The organism is Micromonospora sp. NBC_01638 (assembly GCF_045209745.1).
In the GTDB taxonomy this organism is placed as follows: domain Bacteria; phylum Actinomycetota; class Actinomycetes; order Mycobacteriales; family Micromonosporaceae; genus Micromonospora.
The window spans coordinates 192558-214881 of sequence record NZ_CP109273.1 but is presented as its reverse complement, the minus strand read 5'-3'; the positions used below and the strand labels follow the sequence as shown (position 1 = coordinate 214881).

Annotated in this window: 16 protein-coding genes and 1 pseudogene; 11 read left to right on the top strand and 6 right to left on the bottom strand. The window is 70.8% G+C overall.

From position 1 onward, the window contains the following. The first annotated feature begins 56 nt into the window (after positions 1-56). A complete protein-coding gene (locus OG811_RS00895; protein ID WP_406071371.1) occupies positions 57-824 on the top strand; it encodes a hypothetical protein in 768 nt (255 codons plus the stop codon). A 245-nt stretch (positions 825-1069) separates the two neighbouring features. After that, positions 1070-3253 (top strand): transglycosylase domain-containing protein, encoded by a 2184-nt coding sequence (locus OG811_RS00890; protein ID WP_406071370.1) that lies wholly within the window; start codon positions 1070-1072, stop codon positions 3251-3253. A gap of 141 nt (positions 3254-3394) precedes the next feature. Here the strand turns inward: OG811_RS00890 and OG811_RS00885 are convergent. Further along, positions 3395-3751: pseudogene (locus OG811_RS00885) on the bottom strand (thiamine pyrophosphate-binding protein); the annotation flags it as partial. A gap of 69 nt (positions 3752-3820) precedes the next feature. Here OG811_RS00885 and OG811_RS00880 point away from each other — a divergent pair. From OG811_RS00880 to OG811_RS00870, 3 genes are all read left to right on the top strand, one after another. Then, positions 3821-4630, top strand: coding sequence for a TrmH family RNA methyltransferase (locus OG811_RS00880; protein ID WP_406071368.1), 810 nt, complete (start codon positions 3821-3823; stop codon positions 4628-4630). Between the two features lie 70 nt (positions 4631-4700). After that, positions 4701-6152 (top strand): argininosuccinate synthase, encoded by a 1452-nt coding sequence (gene argG, locus OG811_RS00875; RefSeq protein ID WP_406071366.1) that lies wholly within the window; start codon positions 4701-4703, stop codon positions 6150-6152. A 39-nt stretch (positions 6153-6191) separates the two neighbouring features. After that, a complete protein-coding gene (locus OG811_RS00870) occupies positions 6192-8072 on the top strand; it encodes a PucR family transcriptional regulator (RefSeq protein ID WP_406071365.1) in 1881 nt (626 codons plus the stop codon). Between the two features lie 57 nt (positions 8073-8129). Here the strand turns inward: OG811_RS00870 and tnpB are convergent, their stop codons facing one another. The 3 genes from tnpB to OG811_RS00855 form a co-directional block, all read right to left on the bottom strand. Beyond that, on the bottom strand, positions 8130-9587 hold the full coding sequence (tnpB, locus tag OG811_RS00865) for an IS607 family element RNA-guided endonuclease TnpB (RefSeq protein WP_406071363.1): 1458 nt from the start codon (positions 9585-9587) through the stop codon (positions 8130-8132). Further along, positions 9584-10159: an IS607 family transposase gene (locus OG811_RS00860; RefSeq protein ID WP_406071361.1), complete on the bottom strand. Its 576-nt coding sequence runs from the start codon at positions 10157-10159 to the stop codon at positions 9584-9586. The genes tnpB and OG811_RS00860 overlap by 4 nt, the downstream gene beginning before the upstream one ends. Before the next feature lie 310 nt (positions 10160-10469). After that, positions 10470-11819 carry a hypothetical protein gene (locus OG811_RS00855; protein ID WP_406071360.1) on the bottom strand — a complete coding sequence of 450 codons (1350 nt, stop codon included), beginning with the start codon at positions 11817-11819 and terminating at the stop codon, positions 10470-10472. A gap of 82 nt (positions 11820-11901) precedes the next feature. Between OG811_RS00855 and murD the strand changes: the two genes are divergently transcribed. Next, on the top strand, positions 11902-13248 hold the full coding sequence (gene murD / locus OG811_RS00850; RefSeq protein WP_406071359.1) for a UDP-N-acetylmuramoyl-L-alanine--D-glutamate ligase: 1347 nt from the start codon (positions 11902-11904) through the stop codon (positions 13246-13248). A 71-nt stretch (positions 13249-13319) separates the two neighbouring features. On the opposite strand, the gene OG811_RS00845 is transcribed toward murD, so the two are convergent. Continuing rightward, positions 13320-14345 (bottom strand): hypothetical protein, encoded by a 1026-nt coding sequence (locus tag OG811_RS00845; protein ID WP_406071358.1) that lies wholly within the window; start codon positions 14343-14345, stop codon positions 13320-13322. A 223-nt stretch (positions 14346-14568) separates the two neighbouring features. On the opposite strand from OG811_RS00845, the gene OG811_RS00840 reads away from it, so the two are divergent. Both OG811_RS00840 and OG811_RS00835 read left to right on the top strand, forming a co-directional pair. Further along, positions 14569-15867 (top strand): aspartate aminotransferase family protein, encoded by a 1299-nt coding sequence (locus tag OG811_RS00840; protein WP_406071357.1) that lies wholly within the window; start codon positions 14569-14571, stop codon positions 15865-15867. Continuing rightward, positions 15864-17351, top strand: coding sequence for a CoA-acylating methylmalonate-semialdehyde dehydrogenase (locus tag OG811_RS00835; RefSeq protein WP_406071355.1), 1488 nt, complete (start codon positions 15864-15866; stop codon positions 17349-17351). The genes OG811_RS00840 and OG811_RS00835 overlap by 4 nt, the downstream gene beginning before the upstream one ends. On the opposite strand, the gene OG811_RS00830 is transcribed toward OG811_RS00835, so the two are convergent. Beyond that, a complete protein-coding gene (locus OG811_RS00830; RefSeq protein ID WP_406071354.1) occupies positions 17323-18777 on the bottom strand; it encodes an acyltransferase in 1455 nt (484 codons plus the stop codon). The two genes, OG811_RS00835 and OG811_RS00830, sit on opposite strands and share 29 nt — an antisense overlap. Positions 18778-18969: 192 nt before the next feature. On the opposite strand from OG811_RS00830, the gene ngcE reads away from it, so the two are divergent. The 3 genes from ngcE to OG811_RS00815 all read left to right on the top strand — a co-directional run bounded on the left by ngcE (position 18970) and on the right by OG811_RS00815 (position 22258). After that, positions 18970-20385, top strand: a complete 1416-nt coding sequence (ngcE, locus tag OG811_RS00825) for an N-acetylglucosamine/diacetylchitobiose ABC transporter substrate-binding protein (RefSeq protein WP_406071352.1) — start codon at positions 18970-18972, stop codon at positions 20383-20385. Positions 20386-20447: 62 nt separating this feature from the next. Beyond that, entirely contained in the window at positions 20448-21356 is a 909-nt protein-coding gene (locus OG811_RS00820; RefSeq protein WP_406071350.1) for a carbohydrate ABC transporter permease, read from the top strand. Continuing rightward, positions 21353-22258: a carbohydrate ABC transporter permease gene (locus tag OG811_RS00815; protein ID WP_406071348.1), complete on the top strand. Its 906-nt coding sequence runs from the start codon at positions 21353-21355 to the stop codon at positions 22256-22258. The genes OG811_RS00820 and OG811_RS00815 overlap by 4 nt, the downstream gene beginning before the upstream one ends. Positions 22259-22324: the final 66 nt, after the last annotated feature.

Below are 22324 nucleotides of genomic sequence, written 5' to 3'. Positions count from 1 at the left end.
GGCAATCGGGGCGCCCCGGCGCGTCCCGCACCGCTCGTGGACGAGCGAGGTGACGCATGAAGGATCCAGCGAATCGGATATGGTCCTCGGCCCCGGTGCCCGGCGCGCACGACCCGGCCGGCCCGCTGGGCTCCCGCGCTAGCGGCGGCGGGTTCGGCGTACTGCCCTTCGTCGGCGAGCCGACCCCGGCCGGGCCGGCAACGAACGCCAGTTGGGCCTGGTCGGTACGTCGGTTCGCGCGGGCGGCGGTGTGGCTGCTGCCGGCGTACGCCATTCTCTATGGTGCGGTGGCGATGGCCAGTGACGGAGGGGTGGGCAACGACCCCTATCCGGCTGACGGCCAGGCGGTGTATCTGATTGGTTGGGTGGCCGCGGTCTGGCTCGGGCTGCTCGCGCTGCTGGCCCTCACCGGGCTGCTGGCCGCGACTCGTAGCCGTCGGGTGGCCGCCGCCGGGCTGCTGGTCAGCATCGCCGGCACCGTGCTGATGCTGCCCTTCGCCGGGCTCGCCGAGCAGACGCCGGTCTTCGGCACCACCGCGCGCTCACTGGTCCTGCTCGGGGCGACGTTCTACAGCGTGGGCTGGTTCCTGACCGGGTGGGCGGTGGCCCGCTCGGGCACCTTCAGCCTCGGCGACGGCATCATGCTGATCATCGCCGCGCCGCTTCTCGGTCTCGGGGGTGCCCTGATCGGCTCGCTGCAGACGTTCGGGGCGATCTTCGTACTGATCGCCGGCATCGGCATCGGCTACCGATCCGGCCGCCTGATGCCCCGCGAAACCGCCCGCGACGCAGCCAGCGCCAGCCTCTCCACCCCAACCCCTTAACCCACCCCACCCCACCACCCGGCCCCGCGCCGGCCGCCCCGCCAGCGTTCGGCCCGTGCTCGGCCCGCGCTCGGCCCGTTGATCATGAAGTTATTGCCCTCGGCCTCGGCGTGTCGCGGCAATAACTTCATGCTCAACGCCGCAGAGGGGTGGGGGTGGGAGTGGGGGGTGGGGGGGCGTGAAGTTGCTGACAACTGGCCTGCGGGGGTGGTTGGTTGGCGGCTTTTGTGGCAATCCTGGGAAGCATGGCCGCTCCTCGCTCGCCGCTGTCGCGGCTGTTCATCGTGCTGCTCGCCGGCCTGTTGGCCGGGCTTGTCCTGGCAGTCGCCGCACTGCCGGGCAACCTGCTGCTCGGGTTCACCGCCCGCTCCGCGCTCAAGTCGTATGCCGCGTTGCCCGCGGCGCTGCGCACCCCGCTCACTCCGCAGCGCTCGTACCTCTACGCCAACGACGGCAAGACCCTGATCACGACGTTCTACGAGGTGAACCGCACAGACGTTCCGTTGGCGGACATCGCACCGACGATGCGGCAGGCGATCGTGGCAGCCGAGGACCGGCGCTTCTACGACCACGGGGGCGCGGACCTGCGCGGTCTGGTCCGGGCGGTGGTGGCGAATGTCAAGGGCGGCGGCAATGAGCAGGGCGGCTCGACGCTGACCATGCAGTACGTCCGTAACGTCCTCAAGACCGACCCCACCCGCACCGCCGAGGAGCGCACCGCCGCCACCGACCCCACCGTCGGGCGCAAGATCCAGGAAATCCGGTACGCGAGTGCGCTGGACAAGAGCCTCGGTAAGGACGAGATCCTCGAACGGTATTTGAACATCGCCTACTTCGGCTCCGGCGCGTACGGGATCGCGGCGGCCAGCCAGCGGTATTTCGGCAAGCCTCCGGCGCAGCTGACCCTCGCCGAGTCGGCCCTGCTCGCCGGCCTGGTGCAGTCCCCGGACGCGTACAGCCCGATCGACGGAGACAAGGACGGCGCACTGGGCCGCCGCTCGTACGTGCTGGACTCGATGGTCGCCACCGGCGCGATCACCGCCGCGCAGGCGGTCCAGGCCAAGGCGGAGCCGCTGACCCTGCGCCCCACCGCCCAGCCCAACGGCTGCACCGCCGTCTCCCAGGGCCACGACGACTGGGGCTACTTCTGTGACTACCTGCGCCGCTGGTGGCTGACCCAGCCGGCGTTCGGGGCCACGGTCGCGGAGCGCGAGCAGGCCCTGCGCTCGGGTGGCTACACCGTGGTCACCTCGCTGGACCCGAAGATCCAGGCCACCGCGCAGCAGCAGGCCACCAAGGTCTACGGGTACGACAACAAGCGCGCTTTGCCGATCGCGGCGGTCCAGCCGGGCACCGGGCAGGTGCTGGCGATGGCGGTCAACCGGCACTACAGCCTGGCGGACAACCCGGCCGGGCAGGCCAACTACCCGAACACCGTCAACCCGCTGATCTCCGGCGGGGCCAGCGTCGACGGGTACCAGGCGGGTTCGACCTTCAAGCTGTTCACCATGCTCGCCGCACTGGAGGCGGGCCGTACCCTCTCCACCGGCTTCGACGCGCCCGCCAAGCTACCCACCCGGTACGCCGCCGAGGGCCCGGGCAGTTGTGCCGGCCACTGGTGCCCGGTGAACGCCAACCCGGACTGGATGGACGGGTACCGGATGATGTGGGACGGCTTCGGCCGCTCGGTGAACACCTACTTCGTCTGGCTGGCCGAGCAGGTCGGCCAGGACAAGGTGGTGGAGATGGCGCAGCGGCTCGGCATCACCTTCCGCGCCGACTCGGACGCCGCCTTCGCCAGGGACGACGCCGCGAACTGGGGTTCGTTCACCCTCGGCGTGGCCGCCACCACCCCGCTGGACCTGGCCAACGCGTACGCCACGGTGGCCGCCGACGGCACCTACTGCACGCCGGTGCCGGTGGTCTCGGTGACCGCCGCGAACGGCGAGAAGGTGCCGGTCGGGCAGCCGTCCTGCAAGCGGGTCCTCGACGCCGACGTCGCCCGCGCCGCGACCGATGCCGCGCGCTGCCCGGTGGGCCAGCAGTCGGCGTACGGGCAGTGCAACGGCGGCACCGCCACCCGTGTGAACAGCATGCTCGACGGCCGTCCGGTGGCCGGTAAGACGGGTAGCTCGGAGCAGAACTCCACCGAGACGTTCGTCGGCTTCACCCCGCAGGTCGCGGTGGCCGGCATCGCCGCCAACCCGGACGACCCGACCGACTCGGTGGGTTCTGCGGTGCAGGCGAAGGTGATCGACGCGGTCGCCCGGGTCATCGCCACGGCCGTGAAGGGGCAGCCGGAGAAGGCGTTCGTCGCACCCACCCGTGAACTGGCCGGCGACCCCCGCCGCCCGGTCGAGCGCCCCGCCGAACAGCGCACCGAGGACCCGCGTTCCCTCCCGCAACGCTGGCTGGACCGCCGCGGCTGACCCCTCCCACCCCCGCGATCTTGCACTTTCGGTCGGCAACTCGCCCGATTTGCCCCCTTCGCCGGGGCAGGAAGCGCAAGATCGCGGGGGTGAGTAGTCCGCGGCGGACTATTCCGGCCCAGCCGGTATCGCCGCGTAGGAGAGGGCGAGCAGATCGATCTCCTGGTAGTAGCCGCAGCCCTCGGCGGTGACCGCGGTGTGCCCGACCAGGGCGACCACCGGCTGGTGGTCGAGCTTGGCGTCGTACAGGCCGTTGAGCAGGTGGATGGCGCCGGTCCCGCTGGTCACCAGGGCGCAGCCCAGCGGCCCGCCGCCGTACTTGACGTGCGCGGAGGCCGCGAAACCGGCGGTCTCCTCGTGCCGTACCTGGATGAACAGGGCCCGCTCGTTGGTGCGTTGCAGCGCTGAGGTGAGGCCGTTGATGCCGTCGCCGGGATAGCCGAAGTAGTGGTGCACGCCCCAGCTGAACAGTCGCGACACGATGTGGTCTGCGGACAAAACGCCTGTGCCGGGAGATCGCCGGACCGGCCCCGGAAGGACCGGACCGTCGTCCGGCAGAATCGTCGGGTGCCCGTCCACGAGATCACCGACCCCGACGACGACCGGATCGCCGACTACCGAGCGCTCACCGACGTCGAGCTGCGCACCCGCTGGGAGCCGCCACACGGCCTGTTCATCGCCGAGGGGGAGCTGGTGCTGCGCCGGGCGCTGCGCGCGGGCTACCCGGCCCGGTCGTACCTGGTCGACGCCAAGCGGATCGACCAACTCGCCGACCTGGACACCGGCGACGCGCCGGTCTATGCGGCCACGCAGGACGTGCTGCAACGGGCCACCGGTTTCCACGTACACCGGGGGGTGCTGGCGTCGTTCCACCGCCGACCCCTGCCGACGGCGGCCGAGGTGCTCGCCGCCGCGCGGCGGGTGGTGATCCTGGAGGACGTCAACAACCACACCAATCTGGGTGCGGTGTTCCGGGGTGCGGCCGCACTCGGAGTGGACGCCGTCCTGCTGTCGCCCTCCTGCGCCGATCCCCTCTATCGCCGGAGCGTGCGGGTCAGCATGGGCGAGGTCTTCGCCGTGCCGTACGCCAAAATCGAGCCGTGGCCGGACGGGCTGGCCGAGATCCAGGCGGCGGGTTTCACCGTGCTCGCCATGACGCCGGCTCCGGACGCCGTACCGATCCAGCGACTGACCGAAGAGCAGCGCGAGCGTGCCGCGCTGCTTCTCGGCGCCGAAGGGGCGGGGCTCACCTCGGCCGCTCAGGAGGCGAGTGACGTACGGGTGGTGATTCCGATGCGCCGAGGCGTCGATTCACTCAATGTCGCCGCGGCGGCGGCGGTCGCCTTCTGGGAACTGGGCCGGGAGGACCCGGTCTGACGCGGACGCCGCTCCATCTCGCCGTCGGCTTGGCTTGCATGGCCATGCGTTCTATTGCATAATCTTCCCTGTGTCTAAGGTTCTCACCTCCCTGCCCATCGGCGAACGTGTCGGCATCGCCTTCTCCGGCGGCCTCGACACCTCTGTCGCCGTCGCGTGGATGCGCGACAAGGGCGCGGTGCCCTGCGCCTACACCGCCGACATCGGCCAGTACGACGAGCCCGACATCGCCTCGGTGCCCGGTCGCGCGCTCAGCTACGGCGCGGAGGTCGCCCGCCTCGTCGACTGCCGCGCCGCCCTGGTCGAGGAGGGCCTGGCGGCGTTGACCTGCGGTGCCTTCCACATCCGCTCGGGCGGGCGGGCATACTTCAACACCACCCCGCTGGGCCGGGCGGTGACCGGGACCCTGCTGGTGCGGGCGATGATCTCCGACGACGTCCAGATCTGGGGCGACGGCTCGACCTTCAAGGGCAACGACATCGAGCGGTTCTACCGGTACGGGCTGCTGGCCAACCCGCTGCTGCGCATCTACAAGCCGTGGCTCGACACCGCCTTCGTCACCGAACTGGGTGGGCGTAAGGAAATGTCGGAGTGGTTGCTTGAACGTGGCCTGCCGTACCGGGACAGCACCGAGAAGGCATACTCCACCGACGCCAACATCTGGGGTGCCACGCACGAGGCGAAGACTCTGGAGCACCTCGACACCGGCATCGAGACGGTCAACCCGATCATGGGAGTCCGGTTCTGGGACCAGTCGGTGGAGATCCCGACCGAGGACGTCACGATCGGCTTCGACCAGGGGCGCCCGGTGACGATCAACGGCAAGGAGTTCGGCAGCGCCGTCGACCTGGTGCTGGAGGCCAACGCCATCGGCGGCCGGCACGGCCTGGGCATGTCGGACCAGATCGAAAACCGGATCATCGAGGCCAAGAGCCGGGGCATCTACGAGGCGCCCGGCATGGCGCTGCTGCACGCCGCGTACGAGCGGCTGGTCAACGCCATCCACAACGAGGACACCCTGGCGAACTACCACAGCGAGGGCCGCCGCCTCGGTCGGCTGATGTACGAGGGCCGCTGGCTGGACCCGCAGGCGCTGATGCTGCGCGAGTCGTTGCAGCGCTGGGTGGGCACGGCGGTCACCGGTGAGGTGACGTTGCGGCTGCGCCGGGGCGAGGACTACTCGATCCTGGACACCACCGGCCCGGCGTTCAGCTATCACCCCGACAAACTGTCGATGGAGCGTACCGAGGACTCGGCGTTCGGCCCGTCGGACCGGATCGGCCAGCTCACCATGCGCAACCTGGACATCGCCGACTCGCGGGCGAAGCTGGAGCAGTACGCCTCCATCGGCATGGTCGGCGGCGGCAATCCCCAGCGGATGATCGGCGCCGCGCAGGCAGCCTCGACCGGGCTGATCGGCGCGATGCCACAGGGCGGCGCGGAAGCCATCGCCTCCCGGGGCGTCGCCTCCGCCGCCGACGAGGCACTCGACCGTGCCGCGATGGAGTTCGGCGTCGACTGAGCGACAACCCGGCGACCTCTGGTCATGGTCGTACCGCAAATGTCGAGATCCGGCGTCACGGACGGTAGCGTATCGGCCGTGTTTCCTACCGTCCGTGAAGTCCTCGCCCTCGACCCGGTCCGCCACGGCGCGCCGCGCGTGGTCGCCGGGGACGCCGGGCTGGACCGGCCGGTCCGTTGGGTGCACGTCGCCGAGGTGCCGGACATCGCCACCCTGCTCGGCGGCGGCGAACTGGTCCTCACCACCGGCATCGGCCTGCCCGGGGACGACGCTGGGCTGCGCGCGTTCATCGGGGACCTGGCCGACGTCGGCGTCTCCGGGCTCGTCGTCGAGCTGGGCCGCCGCTACGTCAGCGGGGTGCCCCGGGTGATGGTCGCCACCGCCGAGCGGCGCGGGCTGCCCCTGGTGGAGCTGCGCCGGGCCACCCCGTTCGTGCGGATCACCGAGGCGGTGCACGCGCTGATCGTCGACGCGCAGCTCACCGAGTTGCGCGCCACCGAGGAGATCCACCAGCGCTTCAACGACCTGTCCGTCGAGGGCGCCGACGCCGCCGAGGTGATCCGGCAGGCCGCCGAGCTGTCCGGTTGCCCGGTGGTGCTGGAGAACCTGTCCCGGCAGGTGCTGGGGTACGACCCGGCGGGGGAGAGCGCCGAACTGTTGCTCGACGGCTGGGAGCAGCACTCCCGGCGGATCCGACCGGCCGGGCGGACCGCGTACGACCTGGACAGCGGTTGGCTGGTGACGGTCGTCGGCGCCCGGGGGCAGGACTGGGGGCGGCTGCTGATGCGCTGGCCAGCCAGCGGGGCGGTGGCCAACCGCCGGGCCGGTGAGTCGACCCCGCCGAACGCCGGACCACCCACCCGGCTCACCATCCTGATCGAGCGGGCCGCGTCCACCCTCGCGCTGGGCCGGTTGATCCGCCGCGACGCCGAAGGGCTGGAGCGACAGATCCACCGCACCCTGCTCACCGCGCTCCTGGACCACTCCCGGCCGGTGGACGAAGTCGCGCTGCGGGCCAAGGCGCTCGGCGTGGTGCTCGACCGCCGGCACCTGGTCGGCGTGATGGTCCGACACCGGGCTGAGGACCTGGTCGGGGAGAGCGGCCCGGAGGCGGGTCAGGCCCGGCTGCGGGACCTGTCCGAGGCGGTCGGGCAGGCGCTGCGGGAGGCGAAGCTGACCGCGCTGACCAGCGCGGTCGACGACAACTCGGTGGGCGCGCTGCTGGCCCTGACCGACCCGGCCGCCGAGGACCGCGCGCTGTCCGCGTTCGCCAGCGCACTACGTCGGGTACGCCTCGACGCCGGCACCGGTCGAGCAACGTCCGGCGCCGAGGCGTCGCGGGCTGCTTCGGGCACGGACGTAAGCCGTGCGGCGTTCGGTGCGGAGGCGTCCCGTGCGGCGTTCGGTGCGGAGGCCGGTCGGGTGACGGGCGGTGCTGATCCCTCCCGGGGTGTCGGCAGTGCTCCGGGAGGGGTCATCGTGGCCGCCGGCTCCGGCGTGGGCAGCCTGCGGGAGGCGCGACGGTCGCTCGTCGAGGCGCGGCAGATCGCCGAGGCGGCCCGACGGGACCGACGGGACCTGCCGATCTTCCGGCTGCCGCACGTCGGCCTTGCCGGGCTGCTGCACCTGCTGCGCGACGAACCCCGGTTGCAGACCTTCGTGGAACGCGAGCTCGGCGCCCTGCTGGACTACGACGCCCGACACCCCCGGGAGCAATTGCTCGACACCCTGCGTGTGTACCTGGAGCAGGGGCGCAACAAGACCGCCGGCGCTGCCGCCGCCCACCTGTCCCGGCCCGCGTTCTACGAGCGCCTGGCCCGCATCGCCCGCATCCTCGACGTCGACCTTGAATCGGTAGAGGCCTCCCTCTCCCTACACGTGGCCCTCCTGGCCCTAGAAGCAGTCCGAACCCGTTGCTGATTCCGTAGTCGGATGTCAGCAATCCCAGCCTTTCGGCTGGAAAGGTCCGTAACGGTGTCACCGGAGCGCGGGTTGCGTTTCGGTGTCCTGATGACGGTCTCGCGTTTCCTGCTGCCGTTGGTGTGGCAGGGTTTCGCCACCTGCCCGCCCACCCGCGGCCTTGCGGCTGCGGGTGGTGGTGCGGGTCTTCTGGTCGGCTCCACGCGGTTTCGGCGCTTGCACGCCCGGGTCTCCGGCCACTCCGGTACCCGTTGTCTCTGCCGCGGCGAGGGCGGCGAGGTTGCGGGCTGCGTTGGCGTCCCGGTCGATAACCAGGTCGCAGGCATCGCAGGTGAACACTCGGACGTGCAGCGGCAGCTTGGCTTTCACGGCGCCGCAAGCCGAGCAGGTCTTGCTGGAGGGATACCAGCGGTCGGCTACTAACCGCCGACCGCCGTTCCATGCGGTTTTGTACTCCACCTGCCGGCGGATCTCCGCGAAGCCAGCGTCGGCGATCTTGCGGGCGAGGCGTCGGTTGCGGAGCATGCCGGCCACGTTGAGGTCTTCGACCACGACGGTGCCGTACTCGGCGGTGATGTCGGTGGTGAGCTTGTGTAGGGCGTCGGCGCGTAGATTCGCCACCCGATGGTGCACGCGGTTGCGTTCGGTGTTCGCGGCGAGCCACCGCCTGGACGGCCGCTGCCCGGTGCGCCGGTCCGGCCCCTGACGGCGGGAGACCCGCCGGGACAGCCGTTTGAGTTGCTTGAGCGCGCCGTCGTAGTGCGCCGGGTTCGGCACGAACCGCACCTCGCCCTGGCTCTCGGCGATCACCGCAAGGCACGTCACGCCCAGGTCCACACCCGCGACCACATCCGGGCGCGCCGCAGCGCGGCCGGTGGCACGCTGGATCTCGACCTGGAAGGAGACGAACCACCGGCCCCGCTCGAACCTGACCGTGGCGGACAAGATGCGGGCGGTGCCGTTGCCGATGCGGCGGTGCAGCTTGCGGGTGGACTCGTGGGTGCGGATCGTCCCCAGCCGCGGCAACGTGACATGCCGCCGGTCCGGCTCCACACGGATGGCGCCGGTAGTGAACCGGCAAGCCAGCCGGGCGGTGTGCTTGGACTTGGGCCGGGGCATGCCCACCCGCTTGCCCTCACGCTGCCCGCGCTTGGACGTGACGTAGTTGTCGAACGCCGCCGCCGCGTTCGCCAGGCCCGTGCTGTACGCCTCCTTGGAGTTCTCCTGCCACCAGCCGGCGAAACGCGGGTCGGTCTTCTTGACCTCGTTGAACACCTTCCGCAACGCCAGCAACGACCACGGCCGCCACGGCGTCAACTCCTCCTCGGCGATGCCGTACGACCCTTCCGCCTTCCGCTGCCACCACGACGCCATCACCCACCAGACAGCCCAGTTGTACGCGGCGCGAGCCGCACCACAGTGCGACCGCAGCCGCTGCTCCTGCGTGACGTTCGGATCCAACGCGAAACGGAACGCCTGGACCACGAAACCGGGCCGCGGCTCGAACTTCTTCACACCAACGATTCCTCGCCGGTCGCGGCGACCAGAGCGCGAGCGGCACGGTTCTTCGCCGCCCGCTGCCCATACAGCCGGGCACACATCAACGTCAACACGTCGGCCATATCCTTGACCAGGTCGTTCGTGGATTCCTCCGCGTCCAGAACCACCAGGCGACGCCCGGTCGCAGCGAGCGCGGCTTGCAGGTACTCCACACCGAACCGGGCCAGCCGGTCCTTGTGCTCGACCACGATCACCGCCGCAGTCGGGTCGGCGAGGAGGCGATGCAGCTCGCGGCGCTTGCCGTTCAGGCCAGAGCCGATCTCAGTCACGATCTCCGCCACGGCGAGGCCCTGCGCGTTTGCCCCCTCCACAACCCGCACGGTCTGGCGGTCCAGGTCACCCTTCTGATCACTGGAGGACACGCGGCAGTAAGCGACCACGCGACCGGCTGCGCACCGCGCCTCTTCCACGATCCACGTACCCGACGGCGCCTGACGGACAGGGACGGGCATCTTGCCGTCCTTCACCCACCGCCAGGCGGTCTGATAGGTCACGCCCTGCTCGCGTGCCCAGTCTGAGAGCTTCACACCTCTACAATACATGTAAATGTTCGATTATGATTGCCCATAAAATCCGGAGCTGTTGCTAACCCCTAACCCACCCCCACCCCCACCCCGGCCCACCCCCACCAACCCGGTTGATCATGAAGTTATTGTCCCGACACGCCGGCCGGGGTGGCAATAACTTCATGATCAACGGGGCCGGGGTGGGGGTGGGCCGGGGTGGGGCGGGCCGGGGTAGGCCGGGCCGGGGTGGGGTGGGGCGGGTGGGGGTTAGTCCTTGCTGCTTCGCTTCGCGAAGCGGCCCTAATCGGGAGGAAGTAGGTCTACTTCCGAGTTAGGTGAGGGTGGTTAGGGCTTTGGCGTAGGTCGGGGGGATGTGGTTGGGGCCGCCGGGGGTGAAGACGTCCGACTGGGCCACCGCGGACCAGGCGGTGGGCGGGACGGCGTCCACCAGGGCTTGGATCACCGGGGCGTCGCGCCACTGGTCCTGCTCGGCGAGCAGGCCGAGGGCCACCACCGACTCCTCGACCTCGCCCACGCACTCGAACGGCTTGTGCCCGTCCACGCCCAGCAGCTCCCGGTAGCCGGGGATCTGCTCGGGGTCGGCGAGCAGGTCGCCGCCGAAGATGTGGGTGACCCTCTCACGCGGCATGAACGGCGCCATGGCCAGGAAGACGAACCGGCACTTCGGGCAGTTACGGCACCAGCGCTCGCTCGCGTCGCGCAGCTTGAACGCGGCGTTGCAACTGGTCACCACGTCGTCGTAGCGGGTGAACTCGGCGAACAGCCGGGCGATGTGCAGCTCGGACAGCGAGCGCAGCAGGGAGAAGTACGGTTCGGTCAGGCCGGCGTGCTCGGCCAACGCCGCCCGCAGCAGCCCTTCCGCCTCGACACCCTTGGACCACTGGTGGTTGATCTCGTGGCCGTCCCAGACCAGGTTCGGGTCGGACGCCGAGCGCTCGTTGGACATCACCACCGGACCCAGCCCGTGCAGCACCGCGGTGGCCACCGCGATCAGCGAGTTGATGGCGGTGACCGGGATGTGTCCGTTCAGCGCGCCGGCCGCGTTCAGGTCGAACAGCACCGGATCGATGCGCCGACGGGCAGCCAGCGGGGTCAGCCCGGACGCCTCGTTGACCGAGACGATCACGTGGTTCGGGTTGACCGAGAACGGCACCGGGTCAAGCTCGGCGCGGCGCAGTGCCTCCAGGCTGACGATGGAGTCCTTGCCGCCACCCACTGCGGAGAGGGGACGACGGTCGGAGTCGTCGTACACCCGTGGCGACTCCGGCGAGCCCGCCGGCACCTCCGGGCGCAGTTGGAGCACGTGCGGCAGCTGGTTGCGGTACGCGTACTCCGCGAGGCCCTTGGTGTAGACGGCCGTGACGTAGTCGACGGTGGCCGCGCCCAGCGGCGCCGGCAGCACGAGCCGGGGCGGTGCGGCAGCCTTGTAGTAACTGACGCCGGCGACGAGGTGCAGCAGCTCCAGCACCCGGTTGAGGGTCGCCACCGTCTCGTCCGAGGGCGGCTCCGCCGGCAGCGGGAGAGTGATCACCTCGGTGAACCGCTGCTCGCCGGCCGGGCCGGTCAGCGCGTAGTCGAACAACACCTCGCCGGTGGCGAAGTCGATCGAGTAGGACGGGAAGGTGAAGGCGTCCATCCGCCGGAGCTGCTCGTTGGGCACACGCCATACTAGGCCCTGGTTCGTCCGGCCGTGTCCGGACCGGGACCGCCCTGCCGCCGCCGCGACCCACGAGGAGAGCCCAGTGCGCCTGTCTGACCTGCGCGGACGTTCCGTCGCCGTCTGGGGCACCGGCCGGGAGGGCCGGGCTGCTGTGACCGCGATCGCCGCGCACGGCCCGGCCGAGCTGGTCGCCGTCGACGACAGCGCGAACTTCCTCTCGCTGCCCTGGGACGGCCCGCTGGCCGAGGCGGCGCCGCTGGTCACCGGTGAGGCGGGCTTCGATCGGTTGGCCGCCGCCGACCTGGTGGTCCGCTCCCCGGGCGTGCCGCAGACCCACCCGTGGCTGGTCGAGCTGCGCCGACGCGGGGTCATGGTGACCCAGGGCACCGCGCTGTGGATGGCCGACCACGCCGCGCGCACCGTCGGGGTCACCGGCAGTAAGGGAAAGAGCACCACCTCCAGCCTGATCAGTCACCTGCTCACCGCGATGGGTCGGCCGAACGTCTTCGGCGGCAACATCGGGGTGCCGACGCTGGACCTGCCGGACGCGGAGCTGTACGTGCTGGAGCTGTCCAGCTACCAGTGCAGCGACCTCACCGACTCGCCCCGGGTGGCGGTGGTCACCGCGCTCTTCCCCGAGCACCTGGACGCCCACGGCGGGGAGCGGGAGTACTACCGGGACAAACTCAACCTGCTCGCCCACGACCCGCAGACGATCGTGGTGAACGGCGGAGACCCCCGGCTCGCCGCCGAGCTGGGGGAGCTGCCGGCGGTGCGGACCGGCCGCCCCGACACCACCCACGTCGCCGAGGGCGCGGACGGCACGCCCTGGTTCCACCTCGGTGACCGGCCGCTCTTCCCGCGGGCCGTGTTGCCGCTGGTGGGCCGGCACAACGAGGGCAACCTGTGCGTGGCGCTCGCCGTGCTCGACGCGCTCGGCATCGACGTGGTGGCCGGCAAGGACCACCTTGCCATCGTGGTCGCCGAGTTCAAGGGGCTGGCCCACCGGCTCACCGAGATCACCGACCCGTCCGGGTTGACCTTCGTCGACGACACCCTGGCCACCAGCCCGTACGCGGCCATGCACGCCATCGACGCGTACGACGGGCGGCCGTTGACCGTGATCGTCGGGGGCAACGACCGGGGTCTGGACTACACGCCGCTGGCCGAGCACCTGGCGGAGCGGGAGATCACGGTTATCGGCATCCCGGACAGCGGCCCCCGGATCGTCGAGGCGCTCGCTGGGCTGCCGGCGGTGCGCACCGAGCTCGCCGAGGACCTGGTCGCCGCGGTGGGGTTGGCTCGCAAGCTCACTCCGGCGGGCGGGGTGGTGCTGCTCTCGCCGGCCGCCCCGAGCTACGGGCGGTTCCGCAACTTCGAGCACCGCTCCGAGGTGTTCGCGCAGGCGGTCGTCGACACCGCCCGCTGAATCAGCCCCGGTCGACCGGGGCCGGGGCCGGGGCCGGGTCCGCCGTGCGCCGGCCTTCGACGGTGCGCCGGTCAGCCGGCGGCCAGCGCCGCGTGCAGGGCGCGCATCGACCGGATGGCCGAGCGGATCTCCTGCAGGTAGCGGCCGGGGCTGAGCGTCGGCTCCGGCAGTCGGTCCAGGTCGACCAGACCGGGGTCCACCCCGACGGTGTCGATCCCGCAGCCGTACGGCACGGCCAGGGTGCGCAGTGCGTCGCAGTGCTGGAACGGCACGTAGATCGGCGCGGTCACCAGCAGCACCGCGTCGTCGGGGGCGAGCCGGACGTGCCCGGCCCAGAACCGCTGGGTGTCCGCGGTGTGGGCCCGCCGCCGCTGCGGCTCGCTCGACGGTGCCGCCAACACCCGCACCGGCGGTAGACCGGCCGGCAGATAGGTGCGCGACGACCAGCAATGGTGCGGGTGACCCGCGTCGAGCCCGTCCTCCTGGGCCGGTGCGCTCACCGCGAACGCCAGCCGGACCGCCGCGTCCAGGGCGGCCACCTCGGTCGCGCAGCCGGGCACCCCCGCCTCGGCCAACGTCCGGTGTTCCAGGTCGGAGAGCGGGCGGAAGCTGCCCAGCACGGCCACCTCGCCGGTCACCCGCAGCCCACCGTGCAGCAGGTGCGCGGCGTACGCGACGCGGCGCAGGCAGGCGTGCGCCAAACCGCCCAGCACCACCAGGTGGGCGTACGCGGGCCGGGCTGGTGGCACGGGTCGGACGAGCCCGAGCGCGGCGGCTGTGGCGCGTACCAGCTCGATGGTGCCCGAATCGAGATCCGGCTCCCGGGCGTCGGGCCTCTCCCGGCCACCCCGGAAGTCCCAGTGCGCGGCGGAGAAGTCGTCGAGGAACCGGAGCGTGTCGGCGAGGTCGCCGGCCGGCCACCTGCCGCCGAAGCGGTCGACGAGCCGGCGCACCGGGTCGGCACCGATCCACCCGGCGATCCCGTCGATCATCGCCGACGCATCCGGGGTCCCGGCGGGCAGCGGCACGCCCGGTCCGACGAGCGCCGGCCCGGCGCGTACCGGCCTTGACCGTGGCGGGTCGGGGAGTTCGGGCACCGCCGGATCGTACCGATCGGAGCGCACGGCCCGAGCCGGTGTGACCCGGTCTATTCCGGGTCAGCCTGGCCAAAACCGTCCCGGTCCTGCTCGGCGCGCTCGGTTCCGCCGGCTTACGCACTGTCAGGAGCAAGCGCGCCCCGCGCTACACAGTGGCAGTTGTCCCTGTCGGCCGACGGTGGGAGCGTGCGGTATCCACGAACGCCGCTGAAGGGTTGCCCCGATGACCGACGACCTGCTGGCCCGGCACCGGGCCGTGCTTCCGTCCTGGATGCCGTTGTACTACGCCGAGCCGATTGAGCTGGTGTCGGGCTCGGGCCGCCGAGTCACCGACGCGCAGGGGCGCAGCTACCTCGACTTCTTCGGCGGCGTGCTGACCAACATGATCGGGTACGACATCCCGGAGATCCGGGAGGCCGTCGAGCGGCAGCTCGCCACCGGCATCGTGCACACCTCGACGCTCTACCTGATCCGCCAGCAGGTGGAGTTGGCCGAGAAGATCGCGCAGCGCTCCGGCATCCCGGACGCCCGGGTGTTCTTCACCAACTCCGGCACCGAGGCGAACGAGGCGGCGCTGCTGGTCGCCACGAACTACCGCCGCTCGCACCAGATCCTGGCCGTGCGTAACAGCTATCACGGCCGGTCGTACGCGGCGATGGGCGTCACCGGTAACCGCAACTGGTCGGCCAGCGGGCTCAACCCGCTCCAGGTGGCCTGGCTGCACTCGGGCGACCGGGTGCGTGGTCTGCTGGCGCGGCTGAGCGCCGAGGAGCAGGTCGACGCGGCGGTGGAGGACCTGCGCGAGGTGCTGGCCACCCAGACCGCCGGTGACGTGGCCGCGCTGATCGCCGAGCCGATCCAGGGTGTCGGTGGCTTCGTGCACCCGCCGGACGGGCTCTTCGCAGGCTGGAAGAAGGTCCTCGACGAGCACGGCATCCTGTTCATCGCCGACGAGGTGCAGACCGGTTGGGGGCGCACCGGGGAGCACTTCTGGGGTTACCAGGCGCACGGCGTCACCCCGGACCTGCTCACCTTCGCCAAGGGCGTCGGCAACGGGTTCGCGCTGGCCGGGGTGGTCGGCCGGGCCGAGGTGCTGGAGTCGGTGCGGACGATCAGCTTCTCCACCTTTGGCGGCAACCCCATCTCCACGGCGGCCGGCAACGCGGTGCTCGACTACCTGATCGAGCACGACCTCCAGGCGAACGCGGCCCGCGTCGGCGCGATCCTCGCCGACGGCCTGCGGTCCGCGGTGGGCGGGCTCGACTGCGTCGCTGAGGTACGCGGGAAGGGGCTGATGCTCGGCGTCGAGTTCGTCCGGCCCGGCACCAGTGAGCCGGACCCGGGCCTGACCAACCGGGTCTTCGAAGCCGCTCGGGAAGGCGGCCTGCTCGCCGGCAAGGGCGGGTTGTACGGCAACGTGCTGCGGATGGGTCCACCGTTGACACTGACCGAGGACGAGGCCCGCGAGGGCCTGGCGATCCTCGTCGACGCGATCCGTTCGGCGACGGGGGTGGCGGCATGAGCATCGGCCACTTCATCGACGGTAAGCGCGTCGGGGGCACGTCCGAACGTCGCGGTGACGTGTTCGATCCGGCGACGGGTCGGCGTACCGCCGAGGTGGAGCTGGCCTCGACCACGGACGTCGACGTCGCGGTGCAGGCCGCCGCCCGCGCGGCGCGGTCCTGGCGGGACGCTTCGCTCGCGAAGCGGTCCGCGGTGCTGTTCGCCTTTCGGGAGTTGGTGCACACCCGCCGGGACCGGCTCGCCGAGGTGATCACCGCCGAGCACGGCAAGGTCCTCGCCGACGCCGCCGGTGAGGTGCAGCGCGGCCTGGAGGTCATCGAGTACGCGTGCGGCCTGCCGTCGGCGCTGCGCGGCGCCTTCAGCGAGAACGTGTCCACCGAGGTCGATTCATACACCATCCGGCAGCCGCTCGGGGTGGTCGCGGTGATCTCCCCGTTCAACTTCCCGGTGATGGTGCCGCTGTGGTTCGTGCCGGTGGCGGTGGCCTGCGGCAACGCGGTGGTGCTCAAGCCGAGCGAGAAGGACCCGAGCGCGGCGCTGCTGCTGGCCGAATGGTTCGCCGAGGCGGGCCTGCCCGACGGGGTGCTCAACGTGGTCAACGGCGACAAGGAGGCGGTCGACGCGCTGCTGGAGCACCCGGAGGTGCGGGCCGTGTCGTTCGTCGGCTCCACCCCGATCGCCCGGTACGTCTACCAGCGTGGAACCGGCGCCGGCAAACGGGTGCAGGCGCTCGGCGGCGCGAAGAACCACATGGTGGTGCTCCCGGACGCCGACCTGGACCTGGCCGCCGACGCGGCGGTCAACGCCGGCTTCGGCTCGGCGGGGGAGCGGTGCATGGCGATCTCGGTGCTCGTGGCGGTGGAGCCGGTCGCGGACGCGTTGGTCGAGCGGATCGCCGAGCGGATGGCCGGGCTGCGTACCGGCGACGGCCGGCGGGGCTGCGACATGGGTCCGTTGGTCACCGCCGCGCACGCGGCGAAGGTGCGGTCCTACGTGGCCGCCGGGGTGGCCGCCGGCGCGGTGCCGGTCGTGGACGGCCGGGACGTGACGCCGGACGGCGACGCGGAGGGCTTCTGGCTCGGTCCGACGTTGTTCGATCGGGTGACCCCGCACATGTCGATCTACACCGACGAGATCTTCGGGCCGGTGCTCAGCGTCGTCCGGGTCGGCTCGTACGACGAGGCGGTGGACCTGGTCAACGCCAGCCCGTACGGCAACGGCACGGCGATCTTCACCAACGACGGCGGCGCGGCCCGGCGCTACCAGCACGAGGTTGAGGTCGGCATGGTCGGGATCAACGTGCCGATCCCGGTGCCGATGGCGTACCACTCGTTCGGCGGTTGGAAATCGTCGCTCTTCGGCGACCTGCACGCGCACGGCGAGGACGGGGTGCGTTTCTTCACCCGGGGCAAGGTGGTCACCAGTCGGTGGCTGGACCCGCGCCACGGTGGGGTCAACCTCGGGTTCCCCACCCAGACCTGAGCAGCCGCAGCACGCCCGCCCCGGCCAGGTAGGCCAACAGCGCCGGGACGGGCGTGCCGAGCGGCTCCGGCGCCCGCTCCGGGGTCACGCTGTTGATCAGCAGCGCGACCACCACGGCGATGTACCCGGCCGCGGTCAGCGCCGCGCCCGCCGTGGTGCCCCGGCCCGTCCGGTGCCCGGTGCGGTGCCGGGCGCTGCGCGCCTCGACCGGCCCGAAGATCGCGACGAGCACCGCCAGGACGGCCGCGAGCAGCAGCAGCCAGGGGACTCGCCACGCCCACCAGGCGCCCGAACCGACCGCCGGGGTGGGCAGCGTCCCGGTCGCGTCGAGCAGCCCGATGAGCAGGATCGCGGCGGTCAGGTGCCAGAGGAAGATGGTCAGCACCACCAGGTTGACCCCGATCACCAGCTGCCACGGGCCGGTGCGGCGCAGCAGGCGTTCCGCCGGGCCGCGCAGCAGCAGGATCAGGCCGAGTTGGCCGGAGGCGACGGCCAGCAGCGCGAGGCTGGGCGGGCTGGTGTTGTCCAAGCGCTCGCCGGGCACGTGCAGCATGGACACCGGCCAGGGGCCGGGCCCGGTGAGCAGCAGCAGAGCGGCCAGCCCGCCGGCCAGGAACACCAGCCCGGCCCGTCGTGAGGTGGGCAGCCGCCGGCGTACCCCCGGGTGGTGGTCGGGAGCAGACGGCCCGCCCGTGTCGACGGCGGCCGGCGGCGGCGCGGTTTCGGGTGGCGGCGAGGCTGCCGGCGCGGTCTCGGTGGCGGTCGTCCAGGTAGTGCGGCTGTCGTGCCAGGCGAAGCCGAGCTGATGTACGGCCAGCCAGCCGAACAGGTAGCTGCCGTAGCTCAGCTCCTCCGATCCGTTCAGCCGGGCCAGGTCGCCGAGGCCCACCAGGGCGACCAGCACCAGCGGGACGGCCAGGCCGAAACGGCGGTGCAGCGCGTACATGCCGGGGGTGAGCGCGACGACCGCCAGGTAGGCGACCAGGAACCACAGGGGGATGGTGGCGAACCAGACCACCTCGCGGACCTGGGTCGGGTCGACGCCGCGCAGCCGGGCCACCGCCGCCGCGGCGGTGAGCACGAGCAGCAGCGTGCTGGTGGGGCGGACCAGTCGGGCACTGCGGTCGAGCAGCCAACCGGCCGCGTCGCCGCCCCGGGCCCGCAGCCGGGTCAGCGAGGCCGCGTTGGCGTAGCCGCCGACCAGGAAGAAGACGGGCATCACCTGGGCCACCCAGGTCAGCGGGTACGCCCAGCGCAGGTCACCGAGCGCGGAGTGCCCGGTGGGCCGGCCGGCGGCGTCCCGCCCGATCACCGTGACACCCCAGTGTCCGATAACGACCATGGTGATGGCGAGCGCGCGGAGTAGGTCGACGTACCGCTCCCGTCCGGCCGGCGTGTGCTCGGCGAGGTCGCGCAGACGGCGCATCGCCTCAGGCTAGGCGACCCGAAGATGGCCGGTGGTGATAACGGTTCGAACGTCAGGACTTGAAGTCCGGGCCCCGCTATCGTAGAAATTCTTCAGCAACAGAGCATGAACTGAAGAGAATCAACGCGCCTCGCGCGGCGGACGCCTTCCCCGCACACCGGCGATCCGCCCGACCCGACCCGAGGAGAACCGATGAACAGACGTGACATCCTGCGGCGCAGTGCCACCGCCGGTCTACTGGTCACCCCCGCCGCCGGCCTGCTGGCCGGATGCGCCACCGGCGGCGGTGGTGAGAAGGACGATGCCGAGACCTACAAGGGCACCAAGAGCGCGCAGAACCCGCTCGGCGTCAAGGAGGACGCCCCGCTCGAGGTGGTGATCTTCGGCGGCGGGTTCGGCGAGGAGTACGCCAAGGCCCATGAGGCCATGTACACCGAGAAGTACCCAAAGGCGAAGATCAAGCACTCCGCCACCCAGGAGATCAGCAAGACCCTCCAGCCGCGCTTCGTCGACGGCACCCCACCGGACGTGGTCAACAACTCCGGCGCCGGCCAAATCGACTTCAACGGCCTGGTCAGCCAGAACGCCATCGCCGACCTGGGCGAGCTGCTCGCCGCCCCGAGCCTCGACGTGCCCGGCAAGACGGTCAAGGACACCCTGCTGCCCGGCGCGGTCGAAGTCGGGTCGTACGACGGCACGTTCCTGGTGCTGAACTACACCTACACCGCGTACGGCATCTGGTACTCCAACAAGCTGTTCACCGAGCGCAAGTGGGAGTACGCCAAGACCTGGGACGACCACATCGCGCTCTGCAAGAAGATCAAGGCCGCGGGCGTCGCCCCCTGGACGTACGCGGGCCTGCACCCGCGCTACATGAGCTGGCCGCTGATCGCCACCGCGATCAAGCTCGGTGGCCCGTCGGTGGCGACCGCGATCGACAACCTGGAGCCGAACGCCTGGAAGTCCGAGTCGATGAGGACCGCCGCCGACGCGTGGCACCAGATCGTCAAGGACAAGTTCATCCTGGAGGGTTCGCCCGGCCTGGACCACAAGCAGTCGCAGACCGCCTGGTGCCAGGGCAAGGCTGCCTTCATCTCCTGCGGCTCCTGGCTGGAGAGCGAGCAGAAGGACGTCACCCCGGCCGGGTTCAACATGACCATCGCGCCCACGCCGAGCCTGGGCAGCGGCGACAAGCTGCCGTTCGAGGCGATCCGGGGCACCGCCGGTGAGCCGTTCATGGTGCCGGCCAAGGCCCGCAACGTCGCCGGTGGCCTGGAGTACTTCCGGACGATGCTCTCGCGCAAGGGTGCGCAAGACTTCACCAGGAAGGTTGCCAGCCTCACCGTGGTCGCCGGCGCCACCGAGGGCGTCGAGCTGCCGTACGGGCTGACCACCGTGGTCAAGGCGCTCGACGCGTCCGGCGCCAACGGCTTCAACTGGGTCTACAACAACTACTACCGCAAGTTGGAGCGCAACCTCGTCGACGCCGCGTGCGGCGAGTTCTTCAGTGGCCGGATCGGCCCCGCGGAGTTCCTCGACCAGTGTCAGAAGGGCGCCGACTCGATCGCCCAGGACAGCTCGATCAAGAAATACAAGCGAGCGGCCTGACAGCCCGGCCGGTGGGGGTGGGTCCACCCCCACCGGCCGCATCCCGGGGAAAGGTCCTCTCTGTGAGACATGGCAAGTGGCCACTGATCGTCACCTTCCTGGTGCCGCCGGTGCTGCTCTACGTCGTCTTCGTCGTCTCGCCGTACCTGCAGGCGTTCCAGATCTCCACCACCGACTGGCTCGGCTACTCCGCCGACGCCAACCAGGTCGGCCTGGCGAACTTCAAGACCCTCTGGCACGACGACTACGTGTGGAACGCGCTGAAGAACAACGCGATCCTGCTGGGCCTGGTGCCGGTGCTGACCATCGTGCTCGGGCTCTTCTTCGCCACCATGCTCGCCATGGGTGGGCGCAAGGGCCGCGCCGGTGTGACCGGGGTACGCGGCGGCGCGCTCTACCGCACGGTGTACTTCTTCCCGCAGGTGCTCTCCGTGGTGATCATCGCGCTGCTCTGGAAAGAGGTCTACCACCCGAACCAGGGGCTGCTCACCGCCGCTCTGCACGGGATCGGCCTGTCCGCGCCGACCTGGCTCGGCGACCCGGCCACGGCCTTCTGGTGCGTGCTGGCGGTGATGGTCTGGAGCAACGTCGGCTTCTACGTGGTGCTGTTCGGCGCCGCGATGTCGGCCGTGCCGAAGGAAATCTACGAGGCGGTGCTGCTCGACGGCGCGTCCCGGTTCACCACGCTACGGCGGGTCACCCTGCCGCTGCTCTGGGACACCGTCCAGGTCGCCTGGGTCTACCTGGCCATCTTCGCCCTGGACGGGTTCATCCTCGTGCAGCTCATGACCAACGGCGGCCCGAACTTCTCCACCGACGTGATCGGCGTACGAATGTACGACACCGCCTTCGGTAGCGAGACCAAGTTCGGCTACGCCTCGGCGATCGGCGTGGTGATGTTCTTCCTGACCCTCTCGGTGGCGGTGCTGTCGCTGCGGGTCGGCCGGCGCGAACGGATCGAATACTCGTGACCACTTTGGATCAGCCAACCCGACCCGTCGCGGCGCCGGCGTCGCCCGCCGGTCGGGACCGCCCGGTGCGCCGGGAACTCGGCGTTGCCAACACCCTCTCGCACGGCTTCCTGCTGCTCTGGGGCCTGCTCACCGTGCTGCCGCTGCTGTGGATGTTCATCAGCTCGTTCAAGACCAACAGCGAGATCCTGGCCGACCCCTGGGGGCTCCCGGGGGCGCTGCACCTGGACAACTGGGCGCGGGCCTGGACCGGCGCGCACATCGGCCGGTACTTCCTCAACAGCCTGGTAGTGGTCGCCGGCTCGGTCAGCCTCACCATGCTGATGGGTGCCACGGCCGCGTACGTCTTCGCCCGGTACGAGTTCCGCGGCCGTCAGGTCGTCTACTACCTGTTCGTCGGCGGCTTGATGTTCCCGGTGTTCCTCGCCCTGGTGCCGCTCTTCTTCGTGGTCCGCAACGCCGGCCTCTTCGGCACCTGGCGCGGGCTGATCCTGGTGTACGCGGCCTACTCGCTGCCGTTCACGGTGTTCTTCCTGACCGCGTTCTTCCGGACCCTGCCGACCTCGGTGGCGGAGGCCGCCATGGTCGACGGCTGCGGTCACTTCCGACTGTTCTTCCGGGTGATGCTGCCGATGGCGCGTCCGGGACTGATCAGTGTCGCGATCTTCAACTTCCTCAGCCACTGGAACCAGTTCCTGCTACCGCAGGTGTTGATGCAGGGCGACGACTCCAAGTGGATGCTGGCGCAGGGGTTGTTCGCGCTCTCGGTGAGCCAGGGCTACGCAGGCGACTATGCGCGGCTCTTCGCCGGGCTGAGCATCGCGGTGCTGCCGGTGCTTGCCGTCTACGTGGGCTTCCAGCGACAGGTGCAGGCCGGCCTCACCGCGGGCCAGCTCAAGTAGCACGACCCGCTGGTCCAGTCGTGACGCTGACCGATCCTGATCGCCGATGCTGCCGAGCCTCCACGT